Here is a 25,817-nt window from a genome sequence, read left to right on the forward strand (position 1 = left end):
CGTGGCCGACTTCGTCCTCGACCCGCGGCTGCAGGCCGACAGCGCGTTCGTCGCCGACGGGCCGCTGTCGCAGGTGCGGCTGATGGACGACGCGCGCTTCCCGTGGCTGCTGCTGGTGCCGCGGGTGGCCGAGGCCAGCGAGTGGATCGACCTGGACGGCGGCCAGCAGCGCCTGCTGCTGGCCGAGATCAACCAGCTTTCGCAGTTGCTGCGGCAGGAGCCGGGCGTGCACAAGCTCAACATCGGCGCGCTGGGCAACGTGGTGCGACAACTGCACGTGCACGTGCTGGGGCGGCATCCCGGCGATGCCGCCTGGCCCGGCCCGGTGTGGGGCAGCGGCGCGGCACAGCGGATCCCGGCCGAGGAACTGCAGGCGCGTGTTGCGGCGTGGCGCCAGCGGCTACGATAGGCGCCCTTTTTGCGGAAGCCGCGCCTCCATGAAATCCAACGTGATCGCCGCCATCGTGCTGATCGTGATCGGCCTGGTGTTCCTGGCCAACAACCTGGGCTGGACCAACCTGAACCTGGGCCGGCTGATCGCCACCTGGTGGCCGGCGATCCTGGTCGCGGTCGGCGTCGGCATGTTGTTCGGCCGCGGAAAGTAGTTGGAGCCGGGAGTGGGGATTAGGGAGTGGGGATTCGCTAAGGCGATTCCCCACTCCAGACGCGTGTGTCGCGCGGGCGGCTTGCTGGCGCGCCCCTGCTAGAGGCAGGGGCGCCGTCTCGCGACTGCGCGCTCAGCGGCGGACGTTGACCACGCGGGTGCCGGCGATCAGGTCGTGCAGGCAACGCTTGTCCTGGCGGAAGATGAACAGCGCGTCCACCAGGGCGTAGATGCCGCCCACGATCGGCACCAGCGAGATCGCCTGGGTCGGCAGATAACGCAGCGCGATCAGGCGCCAGAACGGCGGCTGCCCACCGTCGAGGTCGGCGATGCGGATCCACAGCAGCTTCTTGCCCCAGGTCTGGCCGGTCTTGGCCAGCGGGTAGCCCTGCACCAGCAGGAAGATCACCATGCCCAGCACGCCGTAGCCGAGCGTGGTCAGGAACGACACCTGCACGCCGCTGCGTGCGGCTTCCATGACCTTGCCGAAATAGCCGGTCAGCGCCGCCACCGGCAGGAACGTCGCCAGCGAAATCACGCCGTCGATCAGCGCCGCGCCGAGGCGCTCGCCGCGGCCGGCCAGGACCTCGCCGGAGGCGCCCGGCAGCGCGGGAGGCAACACCGCGTCGGGGGCCTGGTAGGGATTGGGGTCGTTCATTGCGCGCTCCTTGTGCTGTCGAAAGGAAGGGAGTGGGAGATCAGGTCTTGGGCAGGGTCACGCCGGTCTGGCCCTGGTACTTGCCGCCGCGGTCCTTGTAGCTGGTCTCGCAGACGTCGTCGGCATCGGACTGGAAGAACAGCATCTGCGCCACGCCTTCGTTGGCGTAGATGCGCGCCGGCAGCGGCGTGGTGTTGCTGAACTCCAGGGTCACGTGCCCTTCCCACTCCGGCTCCAGTGGGGTGACGTTGACGATGATGCCGCAGCGCGCATAGGTGCTCTTGCCCAGGCACACCACCAGGGTGTCGCGCGGGATGCGGAAGAACTCCACGGTGCGCGCCAGCGCGAAGCTGTTGGGCGGGATGATGCACTCGTCGGCCTCGATGTCGACGAAGCTCTTGGGGTCGAAGTGCTTGGGGTCGACGATGGTCGAGTTGATGTTGGTGAACACCTTGAACTCGCGCGAGCAGCGCACGTCGTAGCCGTAGCTGGAGGTGCCGTAGCTGACGATGCGCTGGCCATCGACCTGCTTGACCTGGCCCGGCTCGTAGGGCGCGATCATGCCGTGCTGTTCGGACATGCGGCGGATCCAGCGGTCGCTCTTGATGCTCATGGGGCTTCCTGATGCGGTGGCGGCGGCCGCAGCCTGCGCGCCGGGAACGCGACCGGCGGATGGGGCCGGCCGCAATAGCGGGCGATTCTATCCGGTGCAGGGCCTTCGCGGCAGGCGCCGCGCGCCGCTCAGCGCAACGCCGCGGAGATCGGGATCGCCGCGCGCGGGCGCTTGCGCAGTTCCTCGGTCAGGCGCTGCGCGGTGGCCAGGTAGGCCTGCGCCGCGGCCGACTCCGGCGCCGCCACCACCACCGGGGTGCCGGCGTCACCCTGCTCGCGGATCGCGATCGCCAGCGGCAGCGATCCCAACAGCGGCACGCCGTACTGCTGCGCCATGCGCTGGCCGCCGCCCTCGCCGAACAGGTGCTCGACATGACCACACTGGCTGCAGGTGTGCACCGCCATGTTCTCGACGATGCCCAGCACCGGCACCTCGACCTTCTCGAACATCTTCAGCGCCTTCTTCGCGTCCAGCGTGGCGATGTCCTGCGGGGTGGTGACGATCACCGCGCCGGCCACCGGGATCTTCTGCGCCAGGGTCAGCTGGATGTCGCCGGTGCCGGGCGGCAGGTCGATCAGCAGGTAGTCCAGGTCGTCCCACAGCGTGTCGGCGAACAACTGGGTGAGCGCCGAGGTCGCCATCGGGCCACGCCAGATCATCGGCGTGTCCTGGTCCACCAGCAGCCCGATCGACATGGCCTCGATGCCGAAGGCGCGCATCGGCTCGATGCGCTTGTCGTCAGGACTATCGGGGCGCCCGCTCAGGCCGAGCATGGCCGGCACGCTGGGGCCGTAGACGTCGGCATCCAGCACCCCGACGCGTGCGCCCTGACGCTGCAGGGCCAGCGCCAGGTTCACCGCAGTGGTGGACTTGCCCACTCCCCCCTTGCCGGAACCGACGGCAATGACGTTGCGGATGCGTGGATGCGGGGCGAGCTTGGGCTGGACGGCATGGGCGGGGAGACGCGGGCGTTCGGTCATCGGAAAACTCAACAAGAAAGCGTCGGCGCCGCACACGGGCGTGCGCTGGACGAAAGGGAGACATGGACCGCGAATGGGGCCGCGGACAGCGGCAGCGTCGCGGGCCGCACAGACACATGACTATACAAGTGTGCCGGTGCCGGGTCCCGCGTCGCGGGCGACGCGACACTGGGCGAATTTGCGCAAATGGCCTCCAACACCGACCGCCACCCGCCTTCCGCAGGCGGCCGCCATCGTCGAGCGCACCTGCCCGCGCAGCCGCTGGACCAACGCTTGGCGTACTGCGGGCGAGGCGGCGGGTACACGACCGCCCCACGATGGCGAAACGCACTCACCGAAGTGGTGCAGCGGCGAGCGCACCCGGACGCCGGCTCCGTTGGCGCAGCCCTGCCGGCGCGGGGTCTGCCGAGGTGCGTGCCAACGCAGCACCGCGCCGTTCAGCAACCTGTCCACACAACGCCCCGCAATGGTGCAAAGCAGCGTGAAAATGGTTCTCACTGCCACCCAGTGCCGGCATTTGCCGACGTTTCCCACCCGATCGCGGCACTTTTCGCTTGTAGACGAAAAAAGTGACACCCATGTACAAACGGCGTTAAGTCCGTGTTACGTTTGGGTTGATCGCAGGATGCGGTCCCACTTTCAAGGCACATGTCGCGGCACGAGGCCCCTCGCCTTATCGATTGATTTTCGGGGATAGAGAAAGATGACTGCTCGTCATACTCGTAGTTTCAAGCACAGCCACCTGAGTGCCGCGCTGGCCTCCGCCCTGCTTGTTCCGGCTGCGTTTGCCGCCTTTGCGCAGGACGCCACGACCGATGACAAGACCGACAAGGCGACGAATCTCGACAAGATCACCGTCACCGGGTCGCTGATCCCGCAGACCGAGATCGAGACCGCCACGCCGGTCACCACGATCAATGCCGAAGAGATCAAGGCGCGCGGCTTCAGCACCGTCGCCGACGTGCTGCAGAAGAGCTCGTTCGCCACCGGCGGCGTGCAGGGCGGGCAGAGCTCGGGCACCTTCACCCAGGGCGCGAAGACGGTGAGCCTGTTCGGCCTGCCGCCGGGCTACGTGAAGTACCTGATCGACGGCCGCCCGATGTCGAACTATCCGGCGCTGTACAACGGCAGCGACACGTTCAACAACATCAGCGGCATTCCGATCGACCTGGTCGACCGCATCGAAATCCTGCCGGGCGGCCAGTCGTCGCTGTACGGCTCCGACGCCATCGCCGGCGTGATCAACGTCATCCTCAAGAAGAAGATGGACGGCGCGGTGTTCAGCATCCGCGGCGGCGGCTTCTCCGAGGGCGGCGGCAGCAACTTCCGCACCACCTTCGCCGACGGCTGGACCTCGGCCGATGGCCGCACCAGCATCCTGGGCGGCGTGCAGTACGAAGAGAAGGATCCGATCTGGGCCTACCAGCGCGACCTGACCAAGCAGTTCAACACCCAGGGCTACAACGCCCAGCTGCCGAGCCGCGACTTCTTGGTCTACAGCCCGTTCACCAGCTACAAGTTCCTCGACCCGAACAACTGCAACAACGTGTCCGGCCTGTTCGGCGGAACCATCGCCAAGCAGCAGCGCCCGGGCTTCGGCGACACCTACTACTGCGGCTCCAAGTACACCCCGGGCTATCGCACCCTGGACAGCGGCACCAAGTCGCTGCAGGCCTACATCCACGGCACCCATGACCTGAACGACAACGTGCAGCTGTACGGCGACGTGCTCTACAGCCACGACGAGGTCAAGTTCAACTCCGGCTCCAACTACATCTGGTGGGGCACCGCTGCCGACTTTGGCTATTACTACGATCCGAAGGTGGGCGACCTGCTGAACCTGCAGCGCTCGTTCGCGCCGGAAGAAATGGGCATCAACGGCATCAAGGACACGATGAGCCGCAACAAGAGCGACTCGGTGCGCGTGACCTTCGGCGCCCAGGGCCAGCTCGGCCAGTCGAGCTGGGACTACGATGCCGGCGTCACCTACACCCAGTACAAGCTGGAGGAGCGCCAGCTGGTCCGCTACAAGAACGCGATCGACCAGTTCTTCGTGAACCGCGTGCTGGGTCCGCAGCTCGGCCTGGATCCGCTGTACGACACCTATCCGGTGTATTCGCCGAACTACGCAGCGTTCTACTCGCCGATCAGCCAGGCCGACTTCGCCAGCTTCACCGGCCAGGCCACCAACAAGAGCAAGACCTCCGACGGCATGCTTCGCGTCCAGGCCACCAACGGCAAGCTGTTCAGCCTGCCCGGCGGTGATGCCGGCCTGGCCGTGGTCGGCGAATACGGCAAGCAGAAGTGGGACTACGCGCCGGATCCGGTGATCCTCAACGGTGAAGTCTGGGGCCTGACCTCGGTGGCCGGCGGCGGCCAGCGCGACCGCTACGCGCTGACCTCGGAACTGCGCATGCCGGTGTTCGACCCGCTGACCATCACCCTGGCCGGCCGCTACGATGCGTTCAAGGCCAGCGGCCGCACCATCGACAAGCCGACCTACAGCATCTCGCTGGAGTACCGTCCGTTCGAAACCCTGCTGCTGCGCGGCAAGTACGGCACCGCGTTCCGCGCGCCGACCCTGTCCGACCTGTACCAGGGCCAGAGCGGCTACTACAGCAGCGTCGTCGACTACTACCAGTGCGCGCGCCGCGGCTACCTGCCGGGCAACACCGACAACTGCCCGGCCGCCTTCTCCAGCCGTCAGTTCCGCGGGACGCAGTCGGGCAACCTGGACCTGAAGCCGATCAATGCCGACGTGTGGAGCGCCGGCTTCGTGTGGTCTCCGGTGGACCGCATGGCGCTGACCGTCGACTACCTCAACTGGGACATCAGCGATGAAGTCACCCAGCAGAGCGCCGACGGCCTGAGCCTGCAAGATTACCGCTGCCGCGCCGGCATCGACGATGCCGCCTCGGCGCTGTGCCAGGCCACGTTCGCCCAGGTCACCCGCAACGCCGCCGGCCAGATCACCAACATCTACACGCCGAAGATCAACGTCTCCAACCAGAAGCTGGAAGCGGTCACTGCCTCGTTCCGCTATGGCTACGACTTCGGCCGCTGGGGCGACCTGAGCACCATCGCCAGCTACAGCGAGAACCTGCGCCACAAGTATGTGCGCTACACGGGCGATACGCCGGTGGACCTGCTGAACGATCCGTACTGGAGCACCGACCCGAAGCGCAAGGCCGACGCGTCGCTGACCTGGGACATCGGCAAGTTCTCGACCACCTGGTACGCGAGCTGGTTCGACAAGACCCCGAACTACGCGGCGACCGTCGCACCGGCCGGCTATGCCTCCCCGCGCGCCGGCAAGCTGCCGTCGCACATCACCCACAACGCCAGCGTGACCTACAAGGCGTTCGAGGGCATGGAGCTGTCGCTGATGATGACCAACGTGTTCAACAAGATGCCGCCGCTGGACAAGTCCTACCCGGGCAGCGCGCAGTGGGCGTACAACGATTACAACTTCGATGTGTACGGCCGTGCGTACTACCTGGAAATGCGTTACTCGTTCGGCAAGTAAGAACGCGCGCATGCAATGAAAGAACCCACCCGCGAGGGTGGGTTTTTTTTTGCCTCGCATTCGCGGACTGCGCAGCCTCCAGGTCGGCGCAGATGCGTGCTCGTCCTGTGCTTTCGATCAGGCTCACGCGGTTTGCGCACGGCAGCGTCTCGGCATCAAGGCACCAGCGGATAGCCCGTGCTGTAGTCGTACAGAACGGAACGGCCGTCGCCAACACGTCCAACGCTCACGCGGCTCTGCAGTTCGGATGCCGCAATGGATCCCATGGAGTGCCAAACTGCCGCGCCGCGACTTGGACCAGGCGGGGCCCGCCTGGTGCATTCGGGCAGCGTCGCCACAACACAAGAGCACGTAGCAGCCATCACCTGCCGCAGCACGCCTGTAGCGCGCCCGGCAGCGCGCCGGCCGCGAGCGCGACCGGTGACGGCATCGGCAGAGACCGGCCGGGCGGCTGCCCCGACCGTTACGGATAGAACGCCGACAACAGCGCCTTCAGTTCGTCCAGATCCTCGCCGTAGCGCTGCCAACGCCCCATGTAGGACCGCGTCATCGACGTGCGCACCTGCACCACGCTGGCGGTGGCCACCGGCGCCTGGTTCTGCTCGAAATGCAGGCAGGCCTCGTCCCACGGCAGGCCGCAGAAGTCCAGCAGGCGGCGCGTGGTCGGCTCCTGCGCGGTCACCAGGTCCTCGTAGTCGACCTGCAGGATGCGTTGCGGCAAGACCGCGCTCCAGTGCGCCATCAGCCGGTCGAACATCAGGAAGTAGCGGCCGACGTCCATCAGGTCGAAGGAATAGTCGTAGTACGGCGAGGACAGCGCGAACAACTGGCGGAAGTTGCTCAGGCAGGTGTCCATCGGATCGCGCCGCAGGCACACGATCTTCGCCTTCGGCAAGGCGCGCGCGATGTGGCCGGCGTAGAGGAAGTTGTGCGGCAGCTTGTCGACGAAGCGCGGCTTCAGCGCGGTGCCCGGACGCGTGGATTCGACGTAGCCGCGACCGAGCGCGCGCCAGTCCAGTCCCTGCACCTGGCTCAGCGTGGCGACATCGAGGATCTCCGGCGACGGCGTGCCGGTCAGGCGCTTGAGCACCACCGAGAAGTTCTGCAGTTCCCCGGCCGAGTGCACCTGCGGATGGCTGGACAGGATCCGGTCGACCAGCGTGGTGCCGCTGCGCGGCATGCCGATCACGAAGATCGGCTCTTCGCTCTCGAAACCCGGCACCGGCGCGTCGTCGGCACGGAAGGTGCGATGCAGGGCATCGAACAGGCGCGCGTCGCGCTCGGAGGTATAGCCGCGCGCACGCTTGTGCACCGACTTGCCCTGCACATAGCCGCGAAACGCGGCGCGGTAATCGCCGAGATCCTCGTGCTCCTTGGCCAGCGCCAGGTTCAGGTGCAACACCGCATCGGGATCGTCGCCGGCCGACGCCAGCGCGGCCTCGAGCAACGCCAGGTTGTTCTCCTGCGGCGTCCACTTGCGCAACTGCGACAGCGACAGATACACCTTCCAGTAGCGCGGCTCCAGCGCCAGGCAGGCGCGGTACTCGGCCTCGGCCTCCTGCAGCCTGCCGGAGAACAGCAGCGAGGTTCCCAGGTTGTAGCGGAAGCTGGCCTGCTGCGGCGCCGCCTGCACCGCACGCGTGAACGCTTCCAGCGACGCGGCATGTTCGTTGACCTGGCTGTAGACCACGCCTAGCGTGTCCAGGGTATGCGCGTCGGTAGGCTGCAACGCCATCGCATGATCGGCGGAACGGTGCGCATCCTGCAGGAATCGGCCCATCGCCAGCACCCGCGCCAATTGCGCGGCGTAGTCGGCACGCTCGGGATTCAGGGTCGCGGCCTGGTGCAGGTGCATCGCCGCGACCTGCATCTGCTGCAGCTCCAGCGCCGCCACGCCGGCGACGAAATGCACGCCCGGATGCTGCGGCAAGGCCTGCAGCAGATGTTGCGCGATCCGCAGCGCGTGCGGCCAGTCGCCGCGGTTGAGTGCCGCGATGGCCTGGTTGTAGAGCTGAACCTGTTCGCTCATGGATGCGCCCGATCTCCCCTGGAAGGCTGGCCGTGGCGGCATGCAGGCACGCGACGGTCTCCGATTATGACCGCAGCGCAGCATGCGCGCGCACGCGCGGCATCTTCCCTCCGCGACCAGCGTGCCCCGCAGCGGAAGCGCGTGTGCAGCGAAACCACGCGTGCCCCGCTCGAAACAGCGCCGCGACAAGGGCTTACGCGCGTCATCGGGCGAGCGAGCTCGCGCCAAGGCCGCCCTTACAGCAAGCCCGCTTCAAAAACATGTCATGTAACGCAAATTTTTCGTTACTTTTCCGATTTGTTCATGCTACGGTCAAGAAACGTGAAACGGACTTCACACCATCTGAACGTACCGGTCTAGGAAGGGACCCGCGTACTGCACATGCATCTAGGGGAATTTTGTCAATGTCAGTCAAAGCACCGACTCCCAAGCGGAGTCTTCTGGTCGTTGCTGTGTCCGCCATTCTGGCCCTGCCTGCCTCGCAGGCACTGGCGCAAAGCCAGAATCCGAGCGAGGAATCGGAAACGGAACAACTGACCGAGGCCACCGGCGCCAAGGCGCATACCCTGGAGAAGGTGACGGTGACCGGTTCGCGCATCCAGCGCACCGAAGTCGAGGGCCCCTCGCCCGTCACCATCATCTCCGCCACCCAGATCGAGCGCGAAGGCTTCAACACCGTCTTCGACGCGCTGAGCACGCTCACCCAGGCGTCCGGCTCCACCCAGAACGAGCTGTTCGCCGGCGGGTTCACGCCCAATGCCAGCGTGATCAACCTGCGCGGCCTCGGCCCGGGCCGCACCCTGCTGCTGATCAACGGCCGCCGCGCCGCGGACTATCCGCTGCCGTACAACGGCCAGAGCAACTTCGCCAATTTCGGCAACATTCCCGCCGCCGCGGTCGATCGCATCGAGATCCTCGCCGGCGGCGCTTCGGCCATCTACGGCTCCGACGCGGTCGCCGGCGTGGTCAACGTCATCCTCAAGACCAACTACGAGGGCGACCTGGTCAAGCTGCGCGGCAGCACCCTGACCCGCGGCGGCGGCGACACCGGCGACTTCCAGTGGATCGGCGGCAAGACCGGCGACCGCTGGAGCCTGACCTACGCCTTCGAATACACCGCCGGCGAGCCGCTGTTCGCCTACCAGCGCGACTTCATGGATTCGGCACTGGACAATCCGTTCCCGCCGGCCTTCGTCGGTATCCAGCCCACCGGCACCATGCGCGTGCGTCGCCGCACCGGCTCGACCACCAACTCCTACTTCGCACCGCCGGCCGGCGCCTGCGAACAGCTCGGCGACGAGTGGGTGCGCTGGAACTACCGCACCGCCAGCGCCAGCGGCGCCATCACCAACCTCGGCCAGGCCTGCGGCACCTTCAAGGACCCGGCCTACCAGACCATCCGCAACGAGAACAACGACCTGTCCGGCTATGCCTACGGCACCTTCGATTTCGACGGCGGCGTGCAGGGCTGGGCCAGCCTGCAGGCTTGGTCGTCCGAATCCAAGTACACCTCCGGCACCCAGTTCTGGTCCGGCCGTACCAACGGCGCGCTGTGGTTCGACCCCGGCTTCAACGCGCTGGTCGACGCGCAGCGCGTGTTCACCCCGCAGGAAGCCGGCGGCGTGGAGCACCTGATGGCGCGCAACAAGGAGAAGTCCTACGACTTCGCCGCGGGCCTGCGCGGCAAGTGGGGCGACCGCTTCGATTGGGACCTGACCCTGTCGCGCGCCGAGTACAAGGTCAAGGTCGACCGTCCGCGCCTGGTGGCGTCGGCGGTCAACGATTACTTCCTCGGCCAGCAGCTGGGCACTCGCGTGGTCGGCGGCGCCACCTACCCGGTGTATCGCCTGAACCAGCAGCGCTACTACAGCGCACTGACCCCGGACCAGTTCGCGGCGTTGAGCACCACGGTCAAGACCGACGCCAACTCGCACGTCAACCAGGGCAACTTCGTCCTCTCCGGCGACCTGTTCGAGCTGCCGGCCGGCGCGCTGGGCTTCGCCGGCGTGGTCGAAGCCTCGCAGCAGGAGTACAAGCTCAACGCCGATCCGCGCATCCTGCCCGACTACACCGGCGCCGACCGTCCGTACAACCTCACCGGCACCGGCGGCGGCGGCAAGCGTGACCGCTACGCGCTGGGCGTGGAGCTGTCGATTCCGATCCTCAGCTCGCTGAAGGCGCACCTGGCCGGGCGCCTGGACAAGTACGACGACGTCACCGCGGTGGACGACGCCAAGACCTGGAATGCCGGCCTGGAGTGGCGTCCGCTGGACAGCCTGCTGCTGCGCGGCTCCTACTCCACCAGCTTCCGCGCGCCCGACCTGCACTACGTGTTCGCCGATCGCAGCGGTTCGTTCTCGAGCATCTTCGACACCCGGCGCTGCCTGGAAAGCGGCCGCGCCGCGGCGCAGTGCCCGACCTCGGACACCACGGTGAACTACACCGCCTACGGCGTGCGCCAGGGCACCACCGCCCTGTCCGAGGAAACCGGTACGTCGTGGACCGCCGGCTTCGTGTGGGACGTGCTCGACGGCCTGTCGGTCACCGCCGACTACTACGACATCCGCCTGAAGAACGTGGTGGCCGACATCACCTCCACCTACATCCTCGACGGCGAAGCCGGCTGCGTGACCGGGCTGACCCGCAACCGCAATCCGTTCACCCTGGGTGCGCCGGGCTCGGCGTTCTGCAACGACATGCTGTCGCGGGTGACCCGCCTCAGCGCGCCGGGCACGCCGAACGACGGCCAGATCACCGAGATCCGCCGCGGTCCGATCAACCGCGCCTTCCTCGGCACCAAGGGCATCGATGCGTCGCTGGACTACCGTCTCGACACCGATCGGCTGGGCGACTTCCGTTTCCAGGTGGGCTACTCGCACACCCTCGAGCAGAAGTCGGCCGAGTTCAAGGGCGACCCGATCCTCGATTACCGCGACGACCTGAGCAACTTCGACTTCCGCAGCCGCATTCGCACCACCGCGACCTGGCAGAAGAACGACTGGCAGGCGGCGGTGTTCATGATCCGCTACGGCAGCCTGCCGAACTGGCAGGAGACCGGCCGCATCGCGCCGTACTTCCTCTGGAACGCCAACGTGGGCAAGAAGCTGACCGACAAGCTGACGGTCAACTTCTACGTCAACAACGTGTTCGACAAGACCCACCCGAAGGACAGCGGCTACAACACGTATCCGTACTTCTGGCGCGCCTACAGCCCGTACGGCCGCGAAGTGGCGGCGGAGTTCCAGTACCGCTTCCGCTGAGCCGCGGCACGCGCACTGGAGGTCAGCGAGAGCCCGGCATCGGGCTCTCGCTGTGTGCAATCACGCAAAAAGGATGCTCGTGAAACGACTCGTTGCTTTCTGTGCGTTGGGGCTGTGTCTGCACGGCGGCATGGCCGCCGCCGCTCCCCCGCCCATCGCGGATTTCGTCAAACGCCCCACCTACAGCGCGGTCAAGATCTCGCCCGACGGCGAGTACCTGGCCCTGACCGTGGACCGCGGCGAACAGGACGTGCTGACCGTGCTCGGCACACGCGACCTCAAGCCGATCAAGGTCAACGTGCTGCCCGACGGCAAGAGCGTCGGCGCGTTCTACTGGACCGGCCGCAAGCGGCTGCTGTTCACCGCGGTCAAGAAGGTCGGCTCGTTCGAGCGGCCGATGGGCACCGGCGAATGGTTCGCGGTCGACGCCGACGGCGGCCAGCCGCGTACCCTGATCGAATACGGCACGCAAAGCGTCACCCAGCGCGGCAAGAGTGTGGGCCGCGAATCCTTCGCCCTGCTCGACACGTTGCGCGACGACGAGCAGAACGTGGTCATGCAGGTGCGCTACCCGCGCTCCTCGGACGGCGCCGGCACCGAAGTGGTAATGATCGACACCCTCAGCGGCCGGCGCAAATCGCTGGGCCGCGCGCCCAAGGCAAACTGCTCCATCGCCCTGGACGCCGCCAAGCAACCCGCCTTCGCCACCTGCCAGAGCGACAAGGACGAGGACACCGGCTACGACAGCCACAGCGAGGTGTACGCGCTGCAGGACGGCAAGTGGGCGCTGATCAATGCCAGCAAGACCGACGGTGCGCGCCTGGACATCGACTGGTCGACCGCCAGCGGCCGCGTCTATGCCACCCGCGACGACGGCAAGGCGCCTGGCGCGTTCGGCTACCTGGATCCGCGCAGCGGCGGTTTCGTCTCCCTGTTCCAGGATCCCACCAGCGAGGTCGCGCGCACCATCAACGCCACCGACGGCTCGGACACCGCACTGGCGGTGGTCACCGAGGCCGGTGCACCGCAGGTCAAGCTGATCGACGAGACGCATCCGGACGCGGCGCTGTACGCCAGCCTCGCCGCGGCCTTTCCCGGCCAGTACGTCGACTTCGCCAGTGCCACCCGCAATGGCGACACCATCGTGGTCAGCGTGCGCAGCGACCAGAATCCGGGCGAGCTGTACCTGTACGAGCGCGCCACCGGCAAGGCCCGCTTCCTGATGAAGAGCCGGCCGTGGATCGATGCGGCGAAGATGGCCACGATCACCCCGATCCAGTTCACCGCCCGCGACGGGCTGCGCATCCACGGCTACCTCACCGTGCCGGCCGGAGCGCAGGCGAAAAATCTGCCGCTGATCGTCAACGTGCACGGCGGGCCGATGGGGCCGCGCGATACCTGGGGCTTCCACGCCGAGGCGCAATTGTTCGCCAGTCGCGGCTACGCCACGCTGCAACTCAACTATCGCGGCTCCGGCGGCTTCGGCAAGGCGTTCAGAGACCGCGCCTACGGGCAGTGGGACGGCGGCATCATGAACGACATCATCGACGGCACGCAGTACGCCATCCAGCAGGGCCTGGTCGACAAATCGCGCATCTGCATCTACGGCGGCAGCTTCGGCGGCTACGCAGCGATGATGGCTCCGGTGCGCGCGCCGGGGCTGTTCCGCTGCGCGTTCGGCTACGTCGGCATGTACGACGCCAAGATCCAGCTGCGGCTCAGCGACACCAGCAAGAGCGAGAGCGGCAGGCGCTATCTGCTGCGTGCCTTCGGCAGCACCAGCGCCGAGCAGGAGCGGATGTCGCCGATCAACCACGTGCAGGCGCTGACGCTGCCGATCTACCTGGCCGCCGGCGCCCGCGACGACCGCTGCCCGCCGGAGCACACCGAGGCACTGGCCAAGGCCTTGCAGGCCGCCGGCAACCCGCCCGAAGGCGTGATCGTGCAGTCCGGCGAAGGCCACGGCTTCTACAAGGAGGAGAACAACCTCAACCTCTACACGAAGATGCTGGCGTTCTTCGACGCGCATCTGGGCGGTTCCGCGCCACGGCCCGACGCATCCGCGTCGGCCGGCGCGCCCTGACCCTGAGCGCAGATCCGCCACGGCGCGCCGCCGTGGCGCGCGCGGCGCGCTGCACGCGCCGCGCCTTTCCTCGCCCTGGCCATCGCGCCAGGGATTTTTTTGCCGGCCTGGTGCTCCATGCGTCGGCGCCAGGATCGATCGGGCGAGGCCATGCTACGTGTGCCCGATCCGCGGTCACGTCTCCATGCATGCGCCGTTCCGCTGGCGGCGCGCGCGGGAGACGACGGCCCAGATCCGCCTGGCCGGCTCCGCGGAGAACACTTGACCCGGCCGCCACGCAGATCGCCGGCATCGCGCGACAGGTCACCAGCGGTATCCTGCCGTCGTCATGACCGTTGAAGACGCCCATCGATGCCCCGCGTGAATGTCTCCACCCGTCTCGTCCGCAATCCGCACCGACATCCCGCCAGTTGCACCCGCGTGCGCGCTACGCAGGCATGCCCGCTCGAGCCGCAGTGCCATGCATGAGCCACACCCCCCCGCCGCGCCGCCACACACCCCGGACGATGCCGGAGTCGTGGCGGTCGATCACACTGGCTTCTCGGTCGCGTCGCTGGACGCGGCGCTGCAGTTCTGGACCGAGGCGATGGGGTTCGCCTGCGTGCGCCGCGGCAACATGAGCGGCCCGTTCCTGCGCGAGGTGACCGGCGTCGACGCGCCGCAGTGCCGCATGGCAGTGGTGCAGGCGCCGAATGGCTATCCCATCGAACTCCTGGAATATTCGACCGGCCCCGCCCTGGGCAGGGTCCCGGACAGTGCCGGCGCGATCGGCGCCGCGCACCTCGCGGTGACCGTGACGGACATCGGCCGGGCCTTGCGCCGGATGGCCGCGGCGGGGTGGCCTGCCAAGGGCACGCCACAGCCGATCCCGGCCGGGCCGCGCGCCGGCACCGTGGTCGCCTATGTCAGCGGCCCCGACGGCATCACCATCGAACTGATGCAGCCGCCGGCCTGAGCGCCGCCCCGTCCTCAGCGGCGCAACAGCGCCATCGCCGCGTTGTGCCCGGGCGCACCGGTCACGCCGCCGCCGGGGTGGGTGCCGGAACCGCACAGATACAGGCCCGGCAGCGCGCCGCGGTAGGCGGCCTGGCCGAGCATCGGGCGCGCGCTGAACAACTGGTTGAGGCTCAGCGCGCCGTGGAAGATGTCGCCGCCGATCAGCCCGAAGGTGCGTTCCAGGTCCAGCGGGCTCAGTACCTGCCGGCCCAGCACCGAGGCGGCGAATCCGGGCGCGTAGCGCTCGACGGTGGCGATCATCAGCTCGGCGACCTCGTCGCGGTGCGCGTCCCAACTGCGCCCGTCCGGCAGCTGCGGCGCCACGTGCTGGCAGAACAGGCTGGCCACGTGCTGGCCCGGCGGCGCCAGGCTGTCGTCCAGGGTGCTGGGGATCAGCAACTCGACGATCGGCTCGCGCGACCAGCCATGCCGGCGCGCATCAAGGTAGGCGCGGTCCATGTAGTCCAGGCTCGGCGCCAGCACGATGCCGGCGGTGAGGTGGTCGCCCGGCCCCGGCAGCGCGCTGAAGCTGGGCAGGCGCGACAGCGCCACGTTCATGCGGAACGTGCCCGACCCGCAGCGCCAGTGCGCCATGCGCGCGCGGGTGGCAGCCGGCACGTGCGCCGGATCGAGCAGGCGTTCGTACAGCAGCTTGGGGTTGACGTTGGCGACCACGTGCCGCGCCCGCAGGCGCTCGCCCTGTTCGGTGACCACGCCGACCGCGCGCCCGTCCTCGACCAGGATCTCGCGCACGCCGGCATCGGTGCGGATCTGCGCGCCGGCCGCGGTCGCGGCGCGGGCCATGGCCTGAGTGATCGCGCCCATGCCGCCCAGCGCATGGCCCCAGGCGCCCTTGACCCCGTTGCTCTCGCCGAACACGTGGTGCAGCAGCACGTAGGCCGATCCAGGCGTATACGGACTGGCGTAGTTGCCGACGATGCCGTCGAAGCCGAACAGCGCCTGCGCCGCATCGCTCTCGAACCAGCGCTGCAGATACTCGGCGGCGGAGAGGGTGAACAGATCCAGCAGGTCCTGGCGCAGTTCCGCGTCCAGCGCGTGCAGGCGACGGCCGAGGCGGCCGGCGCGCAACAACTCGGGCAGCGCCTGCAGCCAGCCGCCGTCGGTGACATTGGGCGGCGGCTGCAGCGCCAGCGCGCGCAGCACGTCGGCGATGCCCTCCAGCCGCGCCTCGTAGGCCGGCAGGCGTGCAGCGTCGCGCGCGGAGAACTTGGCCAGTTCGGCCTGGGTGTGGCCGGCGCCGGTCAGCAGGTAGCGCCCGTCCGGCAGCGGCAGGAAGTTGTTGCGCCGGCGCGGCACGATGCGCAGGCCGTGCCCGGCCAGGTCGAGATCGGCGATCACCTTGGGCTGCAGCAGCGACACCGTGTAGGACGCCACCGAGTTGCGGAAGCCGGGGTGGAATTCCTCGGTCACCGCAGCGCCGCCGACCACACCGCGCCGCTCCAGCACCGTCACCTTCCAGCCGGCCCGCGCCAGGTAGGCGGCGCAGACCAGGCCGTTGTGGCCGGCGCCGACGATCAGGGCATCGCATGGCGGCTCGCGGGTCATGGCCGCATGGTAAGCCAGCGCCGGCGGGCCTGCCGACCGGCAGGCGGCGACACCGTCCCACGGCGCAATGCCGGGGGCCGCCCATGACCTTCGACACCCCTGAAACCTCCCGCGGCGGCGTAGAGTCTCGCCACGGCCCGTGCGGGCCATTCCTTTATCCACGTTGGCCTGGAGCCTGCCTGTGACCCTTCGCAATCCCAAGATGCTGCTGTTGACCCTGGCCGGGAGCACCGCGCTGAGCGGCTGCGGCAAGCACGACGACGCCGCGCCCGCGGCCGACGCCGCAAAGCCCGCAACCGCCGCCCCGGCCGCCACTGCGGCGCCGGCCGAGCTCAAGCTCGACACCAGCAAGCTGCCGGCCTACAACGCGTTCAACGTCAATGATCTGGACGCCGGCAAGAACGCCTGCGACGACTTCAACGGCTACGTCAACGGCAAGTGGCTGGCCGCCAACGAGATTCCCAAGGACCGCAGCAGTTGGGGCGCGTTCTCGATCCTGGACGAGCGCTCGGTGGCCGCGCAGCACCAGCTGGCCGAACAGGCCGCCGCCGCGGCCAACCCGCAGGGCGTGGAAAAGATCGTCGGCGACTTTTGGTCCTCGGGCATGGACGAAGCCAAGATCAACGCGCAGGGCATCGAGCCGCTGAAGGCCGACCTGGCCGCGATCGACGGCCTCAAGGACGGCCCGGCAGTGGCCGAGTACCTGCGCCAGAGCGCGGCCAAGGGCGAGAACGGCCTGTTCGGCTTCGGCGCCGAGGCCGACTTCAAGAACTCGACGATGAACATGGCCTACGCCATGCAGGGCGGCCTCGGCCTGCCCGACCGCAGCTACTACTTCGACGCCGACAAGCAGGACAAGCTCAAGGCCTACCAGGCACACGTGGCCAAGGTACTGGAGCTGGCCGGCGTGCCGGCGGCCGACGCGGCCAAGCAGGCGCAGGACGTGGTGGCGTTGGAAACCCGCCTGGCCAAGGTGTCCAAGTCCAGCGAGCAGCTCTCGCGCGACGCCGAGCTGTCCTACAACCCGGTCACCCCGGCCGACGCCGACAAGCTGACCCCGAACTTCCCCTGGACCAAGTTCTTCGAGTCGCAGGGCGTGGCAGTGCCGGAGAAGTTCTCGCTGGCGATCCCCGCGTTCCACCAGGAAGTGAGCAAGGCGCTGGGCGACACCGACCCGTCGGTGTGGCGCGCCTACCTGCGCTTCCACACCGTGGACAGCGCCTCGCCGTACCTGAGCGATGCCTTCGCGCAGGAAAACTTCGCTTTCTACGGCAAGGAACTCAACGGCCAGGCCGAGATGAAACCGCGCTGGAAGCGCGTGCTCGGCAGCATCAACGACGGCGCCGGCGAGGCGATGGGCCAGATGTACGTCAAGGTCGCCTTCTCGGCCGACGACAAGGCCAAGATGCAGCAGCTGGTGCAGAACCTGAGCCAGGCGCTGAAGGCGCGCCTGGAGAAGCTGACCTGGATGAGCGACGAGACCAAGGCCAAGGCCCTGGACAAGTGGAAGACCTTCACCCCGAAGATCGGCTATCCGGACAAGTGGCGCGACTACAGCAGCCTGAACACCCAGCGCGACAGCTACCTGGACAACGTGCGCGCCTCCACCGCGTTCAACTACAAGTACAACCTGAGCAAGATCGGCAAGCCGGTGGACAAGACCGAGTGGGGCATGACCCCGCAGACGGTCAACGCCTACTACAACCCGCTGCAGAACGAGATCGTGTTCCCGGCGGCGATCCTGCAGCCGCCGTTCTTCGACCCCAAGGCCGACGACGCGTTCAACTACGGCGGCATCGGCGCGGTGATCGGCCACGAGATGACCCACGGCTACGACGACCAGGGCGCGCGCTTCGGGCCCACCGGCAACTTCGAGAACTGGTGGACCCCGGCCGACGCCAAGAAGTTCTCCGCGCTCACCGGCAAGCTGGTCCAGCAGTTCGACGGCTACGAGGTCGACGGCAAGCACGTCAACGGCAAGCTGACCCTGGGCGAGAACATCGCCGACCTGGGCGGCATCACCACCGCCTACGACGCCATGAAGAAGGCCACCGAGGGCAAGGACGACCCGAAGGTCGGCGGCATGAGCCGCGACCAGAACTTCTTCATCAACTGGGCCACCGTGTGGCGCACCAAGTACACCCCGCAGAACGCGATGGTGCGCCTGACCACCGACCCGCACGCCCCGGCGCAGTTCCGCGCGATCGGTGCGCCGTCGAACCTGGAGGCCTTCGCCACCGCGTTCCAGTGCAAGCCGGGCGCGCCGATGGTGCGCAGCGGCGACAAGCGCGTGGTGATCTGGTAAGCGACGGCGTCACCGCCGTCTCGCGAAAAGGCCCGGCATGTCCGGGCCTTTTCTTTGCGCCGGCGCCGGCGCGCGACCGCGGTGGCGATGCCGATTGCCCTATCCGGCGGCAGGCGCCCGTGGTGGCCGGCGTCCCTCGCTGAATCCGGTGGGGACGCGGACACGCGTCATCGCCACAGTTGCACACCGCGGCTTGTTAAACTCCGCCGACTTTAATCCTGACCGGATGCGTTCCCGATGCCCAATGCCCGTCCGCTTGCCCTCGCCGTCGCCCTCGGCCTGATCGCCCTCGCCTCCGCCGCCGATGCCGCGCCCAAGAAGAAGCGCGCCGCCGCGCCCAAGGCCGCGCCGATCAGCGCCGCCTGCAGCGACTTCTACGACGATGCCAACGCCGACTGGCTGAAGCAGAACCCGGTGCCGCAGACCGGCGCGGTGACCGCGCTGGGCCAGCTCGCCGAACGTGCGCAGCAACAACAGCGCGACCTGCTCGATGCAAGCATGCAGTCGCCGCAGAACGCGGTGCAGAAGGCGCTGGGCGACTTCTGGGCCAGCGGCCTGGACGAGGCCGCGGTGGAGAAGGACGGCTCCAACCCGATCGCGCCGCTGCTCGGCCGCATCGATGCGATCAAGAAGGCCAAGGACGTGCCGGCGTCGATCGCCGCGCTGCACCAGATCGGCATCCCGGTCGCGTTCAACTTCGGCGCCGACGTCGACCTGAAGGCGCTGGACCGCCACATCGGCTACTTCATGCAGGGCGGCATGGGCCTGCCCGACCCGGCCTTCTACACCCGCACCGACGCCGACACCATGGCGCTGATGGGCCGCTACCGCACCTACGTCAAGCAGATCCTGACCCTGACCGGCACCCCGGCCGACCGCCTCGAGGCCGACACCCAGTCGGTGCTGCAGATCGAGACCGCGCTGGCGCGCAGCGCCAAGTCGCTGGCCGGCATCAACAACCCGTTCAACAACTACGCGCCGATCTCGACCAAGGAGTTGAACAAGCAGTACCGCAACCTGCAGCTCGACGCCTTCCTCAAGGCCCAGGGCGTCAACGACGACCTGGTGTCGATGGCCGACCCGGACATGTTCAAGCAGCTCGACGGCATGATCGTCAGCATCAAGCCCGAGCAGTGGAAGGCCTACCTGCGCTGGCGCGTGGGCGATGCGATGGCGCCGTACCTGTCCAAGAGCTTCCGCGACGCCAGCTTCGAGTTCCGCGGCCGCGTGCTGCAGGGCCAGGTCGCGCCGCCGCCGCGCTGGGCGCAGGTGCTGGACGCGATCAACGTCGCCGCCGGCCCGATGCTGGGCCGCGAGTACGTGGCCCGCTACCTGTCGGCCGACACCCGCCGCCAGGCCGAGACCATCGCCGACCAGGTGCGCGACGCGCAGATCGCCGCGGTCAAGCGCAGCACCTGGCTGAGCGAGCCGGCACGCACCGAGGCGCAGGCCAAGCTGGCCGCGCTGAAGATCGAAATCGGCGCGCCGCGCCGCGACCTCGACTACACCCTGCAGCCGATGGGCCGCGGCAGCTTCGGCGGCAACATGCTGATCGCCTCCACCTGGCGCCACCGCGAGGAGATGAAGCGCATCGGCAAGGGCAATGCGGACCGCCGCTGGGACGTGCTGCCGCAGCAGCCGGCGCTGACCTACGACATCGCCCAGAACCGCCTGATCGTCACCGCTGCGGTGCTGCAGCCGCCGGTGTACGCGACCGCCGGCGACGCCGCGGCGCTGTACGGCGCCTACGGCGCGATGGTCGCGCACGAGCTGATCGGCGCCATCGACAACAAGGGCAGCCAGGTCGACGCGCAGGGCCAGTTGCGCAACTGGTGGACCCCGGAGGACAAGAACGCCTGGAACGCGCTGGCGGCCCGCACCGCCGCGCAGTACGGCGCCTACGACTTCCCAGGCGTCAAGGGCGCCAAGGTCAACGGCCCGCTGACCCAGGACGAGGACCTGACCGACATCGGCAGCGTCGAACTGGCCTGGCAGGCCTACAGCGCGGCACAGCCGACCGCCAGCGAGGCCGGCAAGCAGGCGTTCTACAAGGCCTGGGCCGGCCTGTGGGCGCAGCAGCTGTCGCCGACCGACGCCGTGCAGCGGGTCACCGCCGACGTGCACGCGCCGGGCCGCTGGCGCACCAATGGCGCGCTGGCCAACCTGCCCGCCTTCGCCGCGACCTTCACCTGCAAGCCGGGCCAGCCGATGGTCCGCAGCGAGGCCGAGCAGATCCACCTGTGGCCGTGAGCCGGTGCCGGCGCTAGCCGCCGGCCGAGCACACAGCACGACGGCGCGGGCAACCGCGCCGTCGTGCGTTCAGGGGGCGGGAAAATTGCCTGCCCCTCTCCCACTGGGAGAGGGGTTGGGGTGAGGGTTCGGCGCGCGAAGCGCCCGCGCCGTGCAGGCAATGCCAGGCTCCGCCCGTCCCCTCATCCGCCCCTGCGGGGCACCTTCTCCCGACGGGAGAAGGGAAAAGCGTTTGCCCCTCTCCCCCCCGGGAGAGGGGTTGGGGTGAGGGTACGGCGCGCGTAGCGCCGGCGCCATGCTGGCAATGCCAGGCTCCGCCCGTCCCCTCATCCGCCCCTGCGGGGCACCTTCTCCCGACGGAGAAGGGAAAAGCCATTGCCCCTCTCCCCCCGGGAGAGGGGTTGGGGTGAGGGTACGGCGCGCGTAGCGCCGGCGCCATGCTGACAATGCCAGGCTCCGCCCGTCCCCTCATCCGCCCCTGCGGGGCACCTTCTCCCGACGGGAGAAGGGAAAAGCCATTGCCCCTCGGGTACCGCACGCGCACCGCGTGAAGTTGCGCCTGCGCTATACGGTCGGTGCGCTCAGCGCACGATGCGCGGGCGTGGCGGCTTGCGTTTGCCGAACGGCGGCTGGCCGCGCCAGTAGCGGATCATCAGCCAACCGAACAGCATGCCGCCGAGATGCGCGAAATGCGCCACGCCCGGCTGCCAGCCGGTGAAACCCATCAGCAGTTCCAGCGCACCGAACACGATCACGAAGGTACGCGCCTTCATCGGGATCGGCGGGAACAGCAGCATCACCCGCTGGTTCGGGAACAGCATGCCGAAGGCCAGCAGCAAGCCGAAGATGCCGCCGGAGGCGCCCAGCGTCGGATACGGCTCGCTGCCGTTGCTCAGCATCCACCAGCCGACCAGCAACTGGCACAGTCCGGCGCCGGCCACGCAGACCATGTAGTACGTCAGAAAGCGCTTGTTGCCCCAGGTCTGCTCCAGCGGCCCGCCGAACATGTACAGGGCCAGCATGTTGAACAGCAGATGCGAGAAGCTGCCGTGCAGGAAACCGTAGGTCAGCAACTGCCAGAGCTGGAAGTTCTGCCCGGGCGAGAACGCATCGAAGGCGCCGATCGGCCACAGCATGAAGGGATCGAAGGTGTTGGTGCCGAGCAGCATCTGCAGCAGGAACACCACGACGTTACCGATCAGCAGCGCTTGGGTGACGGGTGGAAGTCTGGGAAACATGGTCGGTTCCGTGGCAACTGCCTCCATCATAGCCGCTCGCCGGAGACTGCACCCCAACCGACGCGGTGGCATTCCGGCCCCTCGACTGCGACGCCCCCCAGGGAACCGCCACACCCTTCTCGATGCCCTGCAGAAGCGACTTCAGTCACGACGAACGACACCGCCCAACCCGCAGGCGGCGCAAAGAGCGTCGGGGCTGAAGTCCCTCCCACAAGGAACAAGCCCCCTCTTCCAAGCACTAGCACCGATGCGGTGCGCCGAAGGGCGGATGGTGTTCGGGTCGCAGCCTCTCGCAGCTGAAACACCGCATGCGCTTCGCGCCCCTACCCTCACCCCAACCCCTCTCCCGGAGGAAGAGGGGCTTGTACCCATCCTTCTCCCTCCGGGAGAAGGTGCCCCGCAGGAGCGGATGAGGGGACGGGCGCAGCCTCGTGCAGCCGAACACCGCATGCGCTTCGCGCCCCGCCCCCCTCTTCCAACGGGAGAGGGGCTAAGCCACCCGCCTGAATCCGGCTTCTTTCCGTTTTGGGAGGCCGGCCGCCGCAGTTCTCGTGAGTGTCGCTACCGCGGCCCCCACACCTCGGCATCGAGATCGCGCACCGGCGCCGGCGCACGCTTCACCCGCCCGCCCTGCACCGCCACGCCTTCGGCGCGCAGGCGCTGGCATTGCTCGCGATAGCCACGCGAGCCTTCCGGAAACGCGATGCGGCCGTCGCTGCGCAGCACCCGATGCCAGGGCAGCGCGGCGTCGGTATTGGCGCCGAGCAGCCGTGCCACCAGGCGCGCGCGTCCCGGCAATCCGGCCAGCATCGCCACCTCGCCGTAGCCCCGCACCTGACCCGGCGGAATCGCCCGGATTGTCGCCAGGATCCGCGCGTGCGCCTCGGCCGCCGCCGTCGCGACCGGTGCCGACGCGCTCGCTGCGGGCGGCCGTCGTGGACTCATGCCGGCCGCGCCCGCACCGGCCGCGACACCAGCAGCACCCCGCCCAGCACCAGCACAGTGCCGGCGATCTGCCACGGCCCCATCGCCTCGCCCAGCAGCAGCACGCTGAGCACGATGGTCGAGACCGGGCCGAGCATGCCGATCTGCGACGCCAGCGCCGAGCCGATGCGCTGCACCGCCAGCATCGTCGCCAGCACCGGCACTGCCGTGCACAGCGTGCCGTTGAGCAGCGACAGCGCGTACACCGGCGCCGGCAGGGCCAGCGCGTGCAGCGGCCGCAGCAGCAGGAACTGGGCGATGCACAGCGCACAGGCGACCAGGCTGGCGTAGGCGGTCAGCCGCACCGCGCCGACCCGTGCCACCAGTTGGCCACTGCCGACCAGATACGCCGCATAGGCCAGCGCGCTGCCGAACACCAGCAGGCTGCCCCAGGCGGTGCGCGCGCCACCGATGCGCAGGTCGTGACCGAAGGCCAGCAGCACGCCCAGATAGCTCAACGCCAGCGCCCACAGCTGACGCCGCTGCGGCCGTCGCCGCCACAGCAGCATGCCGATCAGCAGCACCAGGGTCGGGGTCAGATAGAGGATCAGCCGCTCCAGGGTCGCGGTGATGTAGGCCAGGCCGAGGAAGTCCAGGAAGCTGGCCAAGTAGTAGCCGAGCACGCCCAGCGCGACGATCCGCCAACGGTCGCCCGGCTGCAGCGGTGGCGCGCGCCGCGCCGCCCACAGCGCCATCGCCGCGAAGCACGGCAGCGCCACCAGCATGCGCAAGGCCAGCAGGGTCACTGCATCGACGCCGTAGCGGTAACCGAGCTTGACGATGATGGCCTTGCCGGAAAACGCGATCGCGCCGCCGGCGGCGAGCAGTACGCCGCCGAGGCTGGCCTGTGTGGCGCTGGGGGCGACGCTGGCGGACGTGCCGGGCGCGCTCATCGCGCACCGCCGCGGCAGGGTGAAGAGGACACGTGCATGCCGCCATTCTACGGCGCCATGTTCGACTGGCCGTCGCTTCGTCGCTGTTGCCGGACAAAACTCCTGCAGCGCTCGGCGCTGCCGCGCCAATTGTCCGGACGGGCGGCCAAGCGGCACCGACCTGCCTGCGCGGCCGGCGCGGTTGACTCGGTGAGCAAGTACCGGTTGCCGGACGCGATACGCGCCCAGCTTGCACCTCGTTTCAATTCGGCGGCGTGAGGCCTCATTCCGACGCCGCAATCCAGACAGGCCAGGCGCCGGCATAGCGGCAATGCACGCGAGCCCGTTGTGCTCGGCGTCGATGGACAACAGGCCCACCTCGCCGGCAAACCCCGGCATGCCAGGCACGCTGCCACCGGACGCCGTCCCTCACCGCCGAACCGTGCCGAGCGCGCGCGGAGCAACGGCGCGCGACGCTGCCTCAGCGCATCAGCACCACTTCCTCTGCCGAGGTCGGATGGATCGCCACGGTGTCTTCCAGTTGCTGCTTGGTCACGCCCAGCTTCAACGCCACTGCGAAGCCCTGCAGGATTTCGTCGGCGCCGTCGCCGAGCAGATGAACGCCGACCACGCGCTCCTCGGCGCCAGCGCAGACCAGCTTGAACAGGCTGCGCTGCGGCGAATCGGCCAGCGCCTGCAGCATCGGCCGGAAGTTGCTGCGGTACACCGTCACCGCATCGGCACCATAGCGCTCGCGCGCCTGCTCCTCGCCCAGCCCGACCTGGCCCAGTGGCGGGTGCGAGAACACCACGCTGGGCACGTTCTCGTAGTCCAGCCGCGCCTGCGGCCGGTCGCCGAACACGCGGTCCATCAGCTTGCGCCCGGCGGCGATCGCCACCGGGGTCAGGCCGACCTTGCCGGCCACGTCGCCGATCGCGTACAGCCCCGGCACGTCGGTGTTCTGGTACGCGTCCACCACGATCTCGTGCTTGTCGCCCAGGCGCACGCCCAGCGCTTCCAGGCCGAGGTCGCGCGTATTGGGGCGGCGCCCGATCGCGAAGAACACCTTGTCGACGCTGTCGCCGGGCTGCCCCTGCGCATCGACCACGCACAGGCCCTCGCCGCTGCGGCGCAGGGCGCTGGCGCGATAGCCGAAATGCAGGCGCACGCCCTGGTGGTGCAGATTGCCGGCGAGCTGCCGCGCCAGTTCCGCGTCGAACCGCTCCAGCAGACGTTCGCCCTGCACGTACAGCTCCACCCGGCTGCCCAGCGCCTGCAATAGCCCGGCCAGTTCCACCGCGATGTAGCCGCCGCCGACGATCGCCACCCGCGGCGGCGCTTCGCACAGGTTGAAGAAATCGTCGGAGACCAGGCCCAGCTCGGCGCCGTCGATGTCCGGCCGCAGCGCGTGCGCGCCGGTGGCGATCACCACATGCTTGGCGCTGACCCGCACCCCGTCGTCGCATTCGACGGTGTGCGCATCGACCAGCCGTCCGCGCCGCGGGATCAGCACCACGCCATCGGCGTCCAGGCGTCGCCGGTAGCTGGCGTGGATGTTGCCGATGTAACCCTGGCGATGCGCCACCAGTTCGGCCCACGACAGCGTGGCCTCGGGAATGGCGAAGCCGACCGCGCGCGCCAGGTCGATGCGCTCGACCAGATCCGCCGCAAGCCACATCGCCTTCTTCGGCACGCAGCCGACATTGACGCAGGTGCCGCCGAGCGCGTTCGGCTCCAGGATCGCCACGCGCGCGCCGTGGCTGGCGGCGCGGAACGCGGTGGCCAGGCCACCGGAACCGCCGCCCAGCACCAGCAGGTCGTAATCGCGGATCGCCCCGTTCACGGCGCACGCT

The 25,817-nt window shown here is 68.5% G+C and carries 18 protein-coding genes; 9 read left to right on the forward strand and 9 right to left on the reverse strand.

Going from position 1 to position 25,817, the window contains the following annotated elements; all coding sequences use genetic code 11:
• Position 1: 1 nt before the first annotated feature.
• Positions 2-409, forward strand: coding sequence for an HIT domain-containing protein (locus ACP93_RS04175; RefSeq protein ID WP_048489513.1), 408 nt, complete (start codon positions 2-4; stop codon positions 407-409).
• 28 nt (positions 410-437) lie between these two features.
• Positions 438-605 carry a LiaI-LiaF-like domain-containing protein gene (locus ACP93_RS22100; RefSeq protein ID WP_048489514.1) on the forward strand — a complete coding sequence of 56 codons (168 nt, stop codon included), beginning with the start codon at positions 438-440 and terminating at the stop codon, positions 603-605.
• 132 nt (positions 606-737) lie between these two features.
• On the opposite strand, the gene ACP93_RS04185 is transcribed toward ACP93_RS22100, so the two are convergent.
• From ACP93_RS04185 to apbC, 3 genes are all read right to left on the reverse strand, one after another.
• Positions 738-1,262, reverse strand: a complete 525-nt coding sequence (locus tag ACP93_RS04185) for an RDD family protein (RefSeq protein ID WP_048489515.1) — start codon at positions 1,260-1,262, stop codon at positions 738-740.
• A gap of 40 nt (positions 1,263-1,302) precedes the next feature.
• The gene (gene dcd, locus ACP93_RS04190) at positions 1,303-1,875 is read right to left on the reverse strand and encodes a dCTP deaminase (protein WP_010340509.1); all 573 of its coding nucleotides are present in this window, start codon (positions 1,873-1,875) and stop codon (positions 1,303-1,305) included.
• Positions 1,876-2,003: 128 nt separating this feature from the next.
• On the reverse strand, positions 2,004-2,855 hold the full coding sequence (apbC, locus tag ACP93_RS04195) for an iron-sulfur cluster carrier protein ApbC (RefSeq protein WP_048489516.1): 852 nt from the start codon (positions 2,853-2,855) through the stop codon (positions 2,004-2,006).
• A 703-nt stretch (positions 2,856-3,558) separates the two neighbouring features.
• Here apbC and ACP93_RS04200 point away from each other — a divergent pair.
• Positions 3,559-6,381, forward strand: a complete 2,823-nt coding sequence (locus tag ACP93_RS04200) for a TonB-dependent receptor plug domain-containing protein (protein ID WP_228135946.1) — start codon at positions 3,559-3,561, stop codon at positions 6,379-6,381.
• A 463-nt stretch (positions 6,382-6,844) separates the two neighbouring features.
• Here ACP93_RS04200 and ACP93_RS04205 read toward each other — a convergent pair whose 3' ends face one another.
• Positions 6,845-8,410 (reverse strand): tetratricopeptide repeat-containing sulfotransferase family protein, encoded by a 1,566-nt coding sequence (locus ACP93_RS04205; protein ID WP_048489517.1) that lies wholly within the window; start codon positions 8,408-8,410, stop codon positions 6,845-6,847.
• Positions 8,411-8,862: 452 nt separating this feature from the next.
• Here ACP93_RS04205 and ACP93_RS04210 point away from each other — a divergent pair, with 452 nt between their 5' ends.
• The 3 genes from ACP93_RS04210 to ACP93_RS04220 all read left to right on the forward strand — a co-directional run bounded on the left by ACP93_RS04210 (position 8,863) and on the right by ACP93_RS04220 (position 14,708).
• The gene (locus tag ACP93_RS04210; RefSeq protein ID WP_048489518.1) at positions 8,863-11,670 is read left to right on the forward strand and encodes a TonB-dependent receptor plug domain-containing protein; all 2,808 of its coding nucleotides are present in this window, start codon (positions 8,863-8,865) and stop codon (positions 11,668-11,670) included.
• Positions 11,671-11,743: 73 nt separating this feature from the next.
• Positions 11,744-13,753, forward strand: coding sequence for an alpha/beta hydrolase family protein (locus ACP93_RS04215; protein WP_048489519.1), 2,010 nt, complete (start codon positions 11,744-11,746; stop codon positions 13,751-13,753).
• Between the two features lie 460 nt (positions 13,754-14,213).
• Complete coding sequence (locus tag ACP93_RS04220) at positions 14,214-14,708, forward strand: VOC family protein (RefSeq protein ID WP_048489520.1); 495 nt, start codon at positions 14,214-14,216, stop codon at positions 14,706-14,708.
• A gap of 14 nt (positions 14,709-14,722) precedes the next feature.
• Here the strand turns inward: ACP93_RS04220 and ACP93_RS04225 are convergent, their stop codons facing one another.
• Positions 14,723-16,315: a phytoene desaturase family protein gene (locus tag ACP93_RS04225; RefSeq protein WP_048489521.1), complete on the reverse strand. Its 1,593-nt coding sequence runs from the start codon at positions 16,313-16,315 to the stop codon at positions 14,723-14,725.
• A gap of 202 nt (positions 16,316-16,517) precedes the next feature.
• Here ACP93_RS04225 and ACP93_RS04230 point away from each other — a divergent pair, with 202 nt between their 5' ends.
• Complete coding sequence (locus ACP93_RS04230) at positions 16,518-18,620, forward strand: M13 family metallopeptidase (protein ID WP_048489522.1); 2,103 nt, start codon at positions 16,518-16,520, stop codon at positions 18,618-18,620.
• A gap of 237 nt (positions 18,621-18,857) precedes the next feature.
• Positions 18,858-20,870, forward strand: coding sequence for a M13 family metallopeptidase (locus ACP93_RS04235; RefSeq protein ID WP_048489523.1), 2,013 nt, complete (start codon positions 18,858-18,860; stop codon positions 20,868-20,870).
• 581 nt (positions 20,871-21,451) lie between these two features.
• Here ACP93_RS04235 and ACP93_RS04240 read toward each other — a convergent pair.
• The 3 genes from ACP93_RS04240 to ACP93_RS04250 all read right to left on the reverse strand — a co-directional run bounded on the left by ACP93_RS04240 (position 21,452) and on the right by ACP93_RS04250 (position 23,985).
• Complete coding sequence (locus ACP93_RS04240; RefSeq protein ID WP_048489558.1) at positions 21,452-22,108, reverse strand: rhomboid family intramembrane serine protease; 657 nt, start codon at positions 22,106-22,108, stop codon at positions 21,452-21,454.
• Between the two features lie 561 nt (positions 22,109-22,669).
• Positions 22,670-23,053 (reverse strand): MGMT family protein, encoded by a 384-nt coding sequence (locus ACP93_RS04245; protein WP_048489524.1) that lies wholly within the window; start codon positions 23,051-23,053, stop codon positions 22,670-22,672.
• Complete coding sequence (locus ACP93_RS04250) at positions 23,050-23,985, reverse strand: DMT family transporter (protein WP_048489525.1); 936 nt, start codon at positions 23,983-23,985, stop codon at positions 23,050-23,052. Before ACP93_RS04250 ends, ACP93_RS04245 begins: the two co-directional genes overlap by 4 nt.
• A gap of 36 nt (positions 23,986-24,021) precedes the next feature.
• Here ACP93_RS04250 and ACP93_RS21660 point away from each other — a divergent pair, with 36 nt between their 5' ends.
• Positions 24,022-24,243 carry a hypothetical protein gene (locus tag ACP93_RS21660; RefSeq protein WP_131721583.1) on the forward strand — a complete coding sequence of 74 codons (222 nt, stop codon included), beginning with the start codon at positions 24,022-24,024 and terminating at the stop codon, positions 24,241-24,243.
• 202 nt (positions 24,244-24,445) lie between these two features.
• Here ACP93_RS21660 and gorA read toward each other — a convergent pair whose 3' ends face one another.
• Positions 24,446-25,807: a glutathione-disulfide reductase gene (gorA, locus tag ACP93_RS04255; RefSeq protein ID WP_048489526.1), complete on the reverse strand. Its 1,362-nt coding sequence runs from the start codon at positions 25,805-25,807 to the stop codon at positions 24,446-24,448.
• Between the last annotated feature and the right edge of the window lie 10 nt (positions 25,808-25,817).

The organism is Xanthomonas sp. NCPPB 1128 (genome assembly GCF_001043115.1).
Classification (GTDB): domain Bacteria; phylum Pseudomonadota; class Gammaproteobacteria; order Xanthomonadales; family Xanthomonadaceae; genus Xanthomonas_A.

Bases quoted from the DNA above. Each gene is read 5' to 3' on its own strand.
- ACP93_RS22100 (WP_048489514.1), top strand. From the start codon at position 438: ATGAAATCCAACGTGATCGCCGCCATCGTGCTGATCGTGATCGGCCTG.
- ACP93_RS04205 (WP_048489517.1), bottom strand. From the start codon at position 8,410: ATGAGCGAACAGGTTCAGCTCTACAACCAGGCCATCGCGGCACTCAAC.
- ACP93_RS04240 (WP_048489558.1), bottom strand. From the start codon at position 22,108: ATGTTTCCCAGACTTCCACCCGTCACCCAAGCGCTGCTGATCGGTAAC.
- ACP93_RS04250 (WP_048489525.1), bottom strand. From the start codon at position 23,985: ATGAGCGCGCCCGGCACGTCCGCCAGCGTCGCCCCCAGCGCCACACAG.
- ACP93_RS04225 (WP_048489521.1), bottom strand. From the start codon at position 16,315: ATGACCCGCGAGCCGCCATGCGATGCCCTGATCGTCGGCGCCGGCCAC.
- ACP93_RS04235 (WP_048489523.1), top strand. From the start codon at position 18,858: ATGCCCAATGCCCGTCCGCTTGCCCTCGCCGTCGCCCTCGGCCTGATC.
- apbC (WP_048489516.1), bottom strand. From the start codon at position 2,855: ATGACCGAACGCCCGCGTCTCCCCGCCCATGCCGTCCAGCCCAAGCTC.
- ACP93_RS04215 (WP_048489519.1), top strand. From the start codon at position 11,744: ATGCTCGTGAAACGACTCGTTGCTTTCTGTGCGTTGGGGCTGTGTCTG.
- ACP93_RS04220 (WP_048489520.1), top strand. From the start codon at position 14,214: ATGCATGAGCCACACCCCCCCGCCGCGCCGCCACACACCCCGGACGAT.
- ACP93_RS04230 (WP_048489522.1), top strand. From the start codon at position 16,518: ATGCTGCTGTTGACCCTGGCCGGGAGCACCGCGCTGAGCGGCTGCGGC.
- ACP93_RS04245 (WP_048489524.1), bottom strand. From the start codon at position 23,053: ATGAGTCCACGACGGCCGCCCGCAGCGAGCGCGTCGGCACCGGTCGCG.
- ACP93_RS04185 (WP_048489515.1), bottom strand. From the start codon at position 1,262: ATGAACGACCCCAATCCCTACCAGGCCCCCGACGCGGTGTTGCCTCCC.
- ACP93_RS04200 (WP_228135946.1), top strand. From the start codon at position 3,559: ATGACTGCTCGTCATACTCGTAGTTTCAAGCACAGCCACCTGAGTGCC.
- ACP93_RS21660 (WP_131721583.1), top strand. From the start codon at position 24,022: ATGCCGCCATTCTACGGCGCCATGTTCGACTGGCCGTCGCTTCGTCGC.
- dcd (WP_010340509.1), bottom strand. From the start codon at position 1,875: ATGAGCATCAAGAGCGACCGCTGGATCCGCCGCATGTCCGAACAGCAC.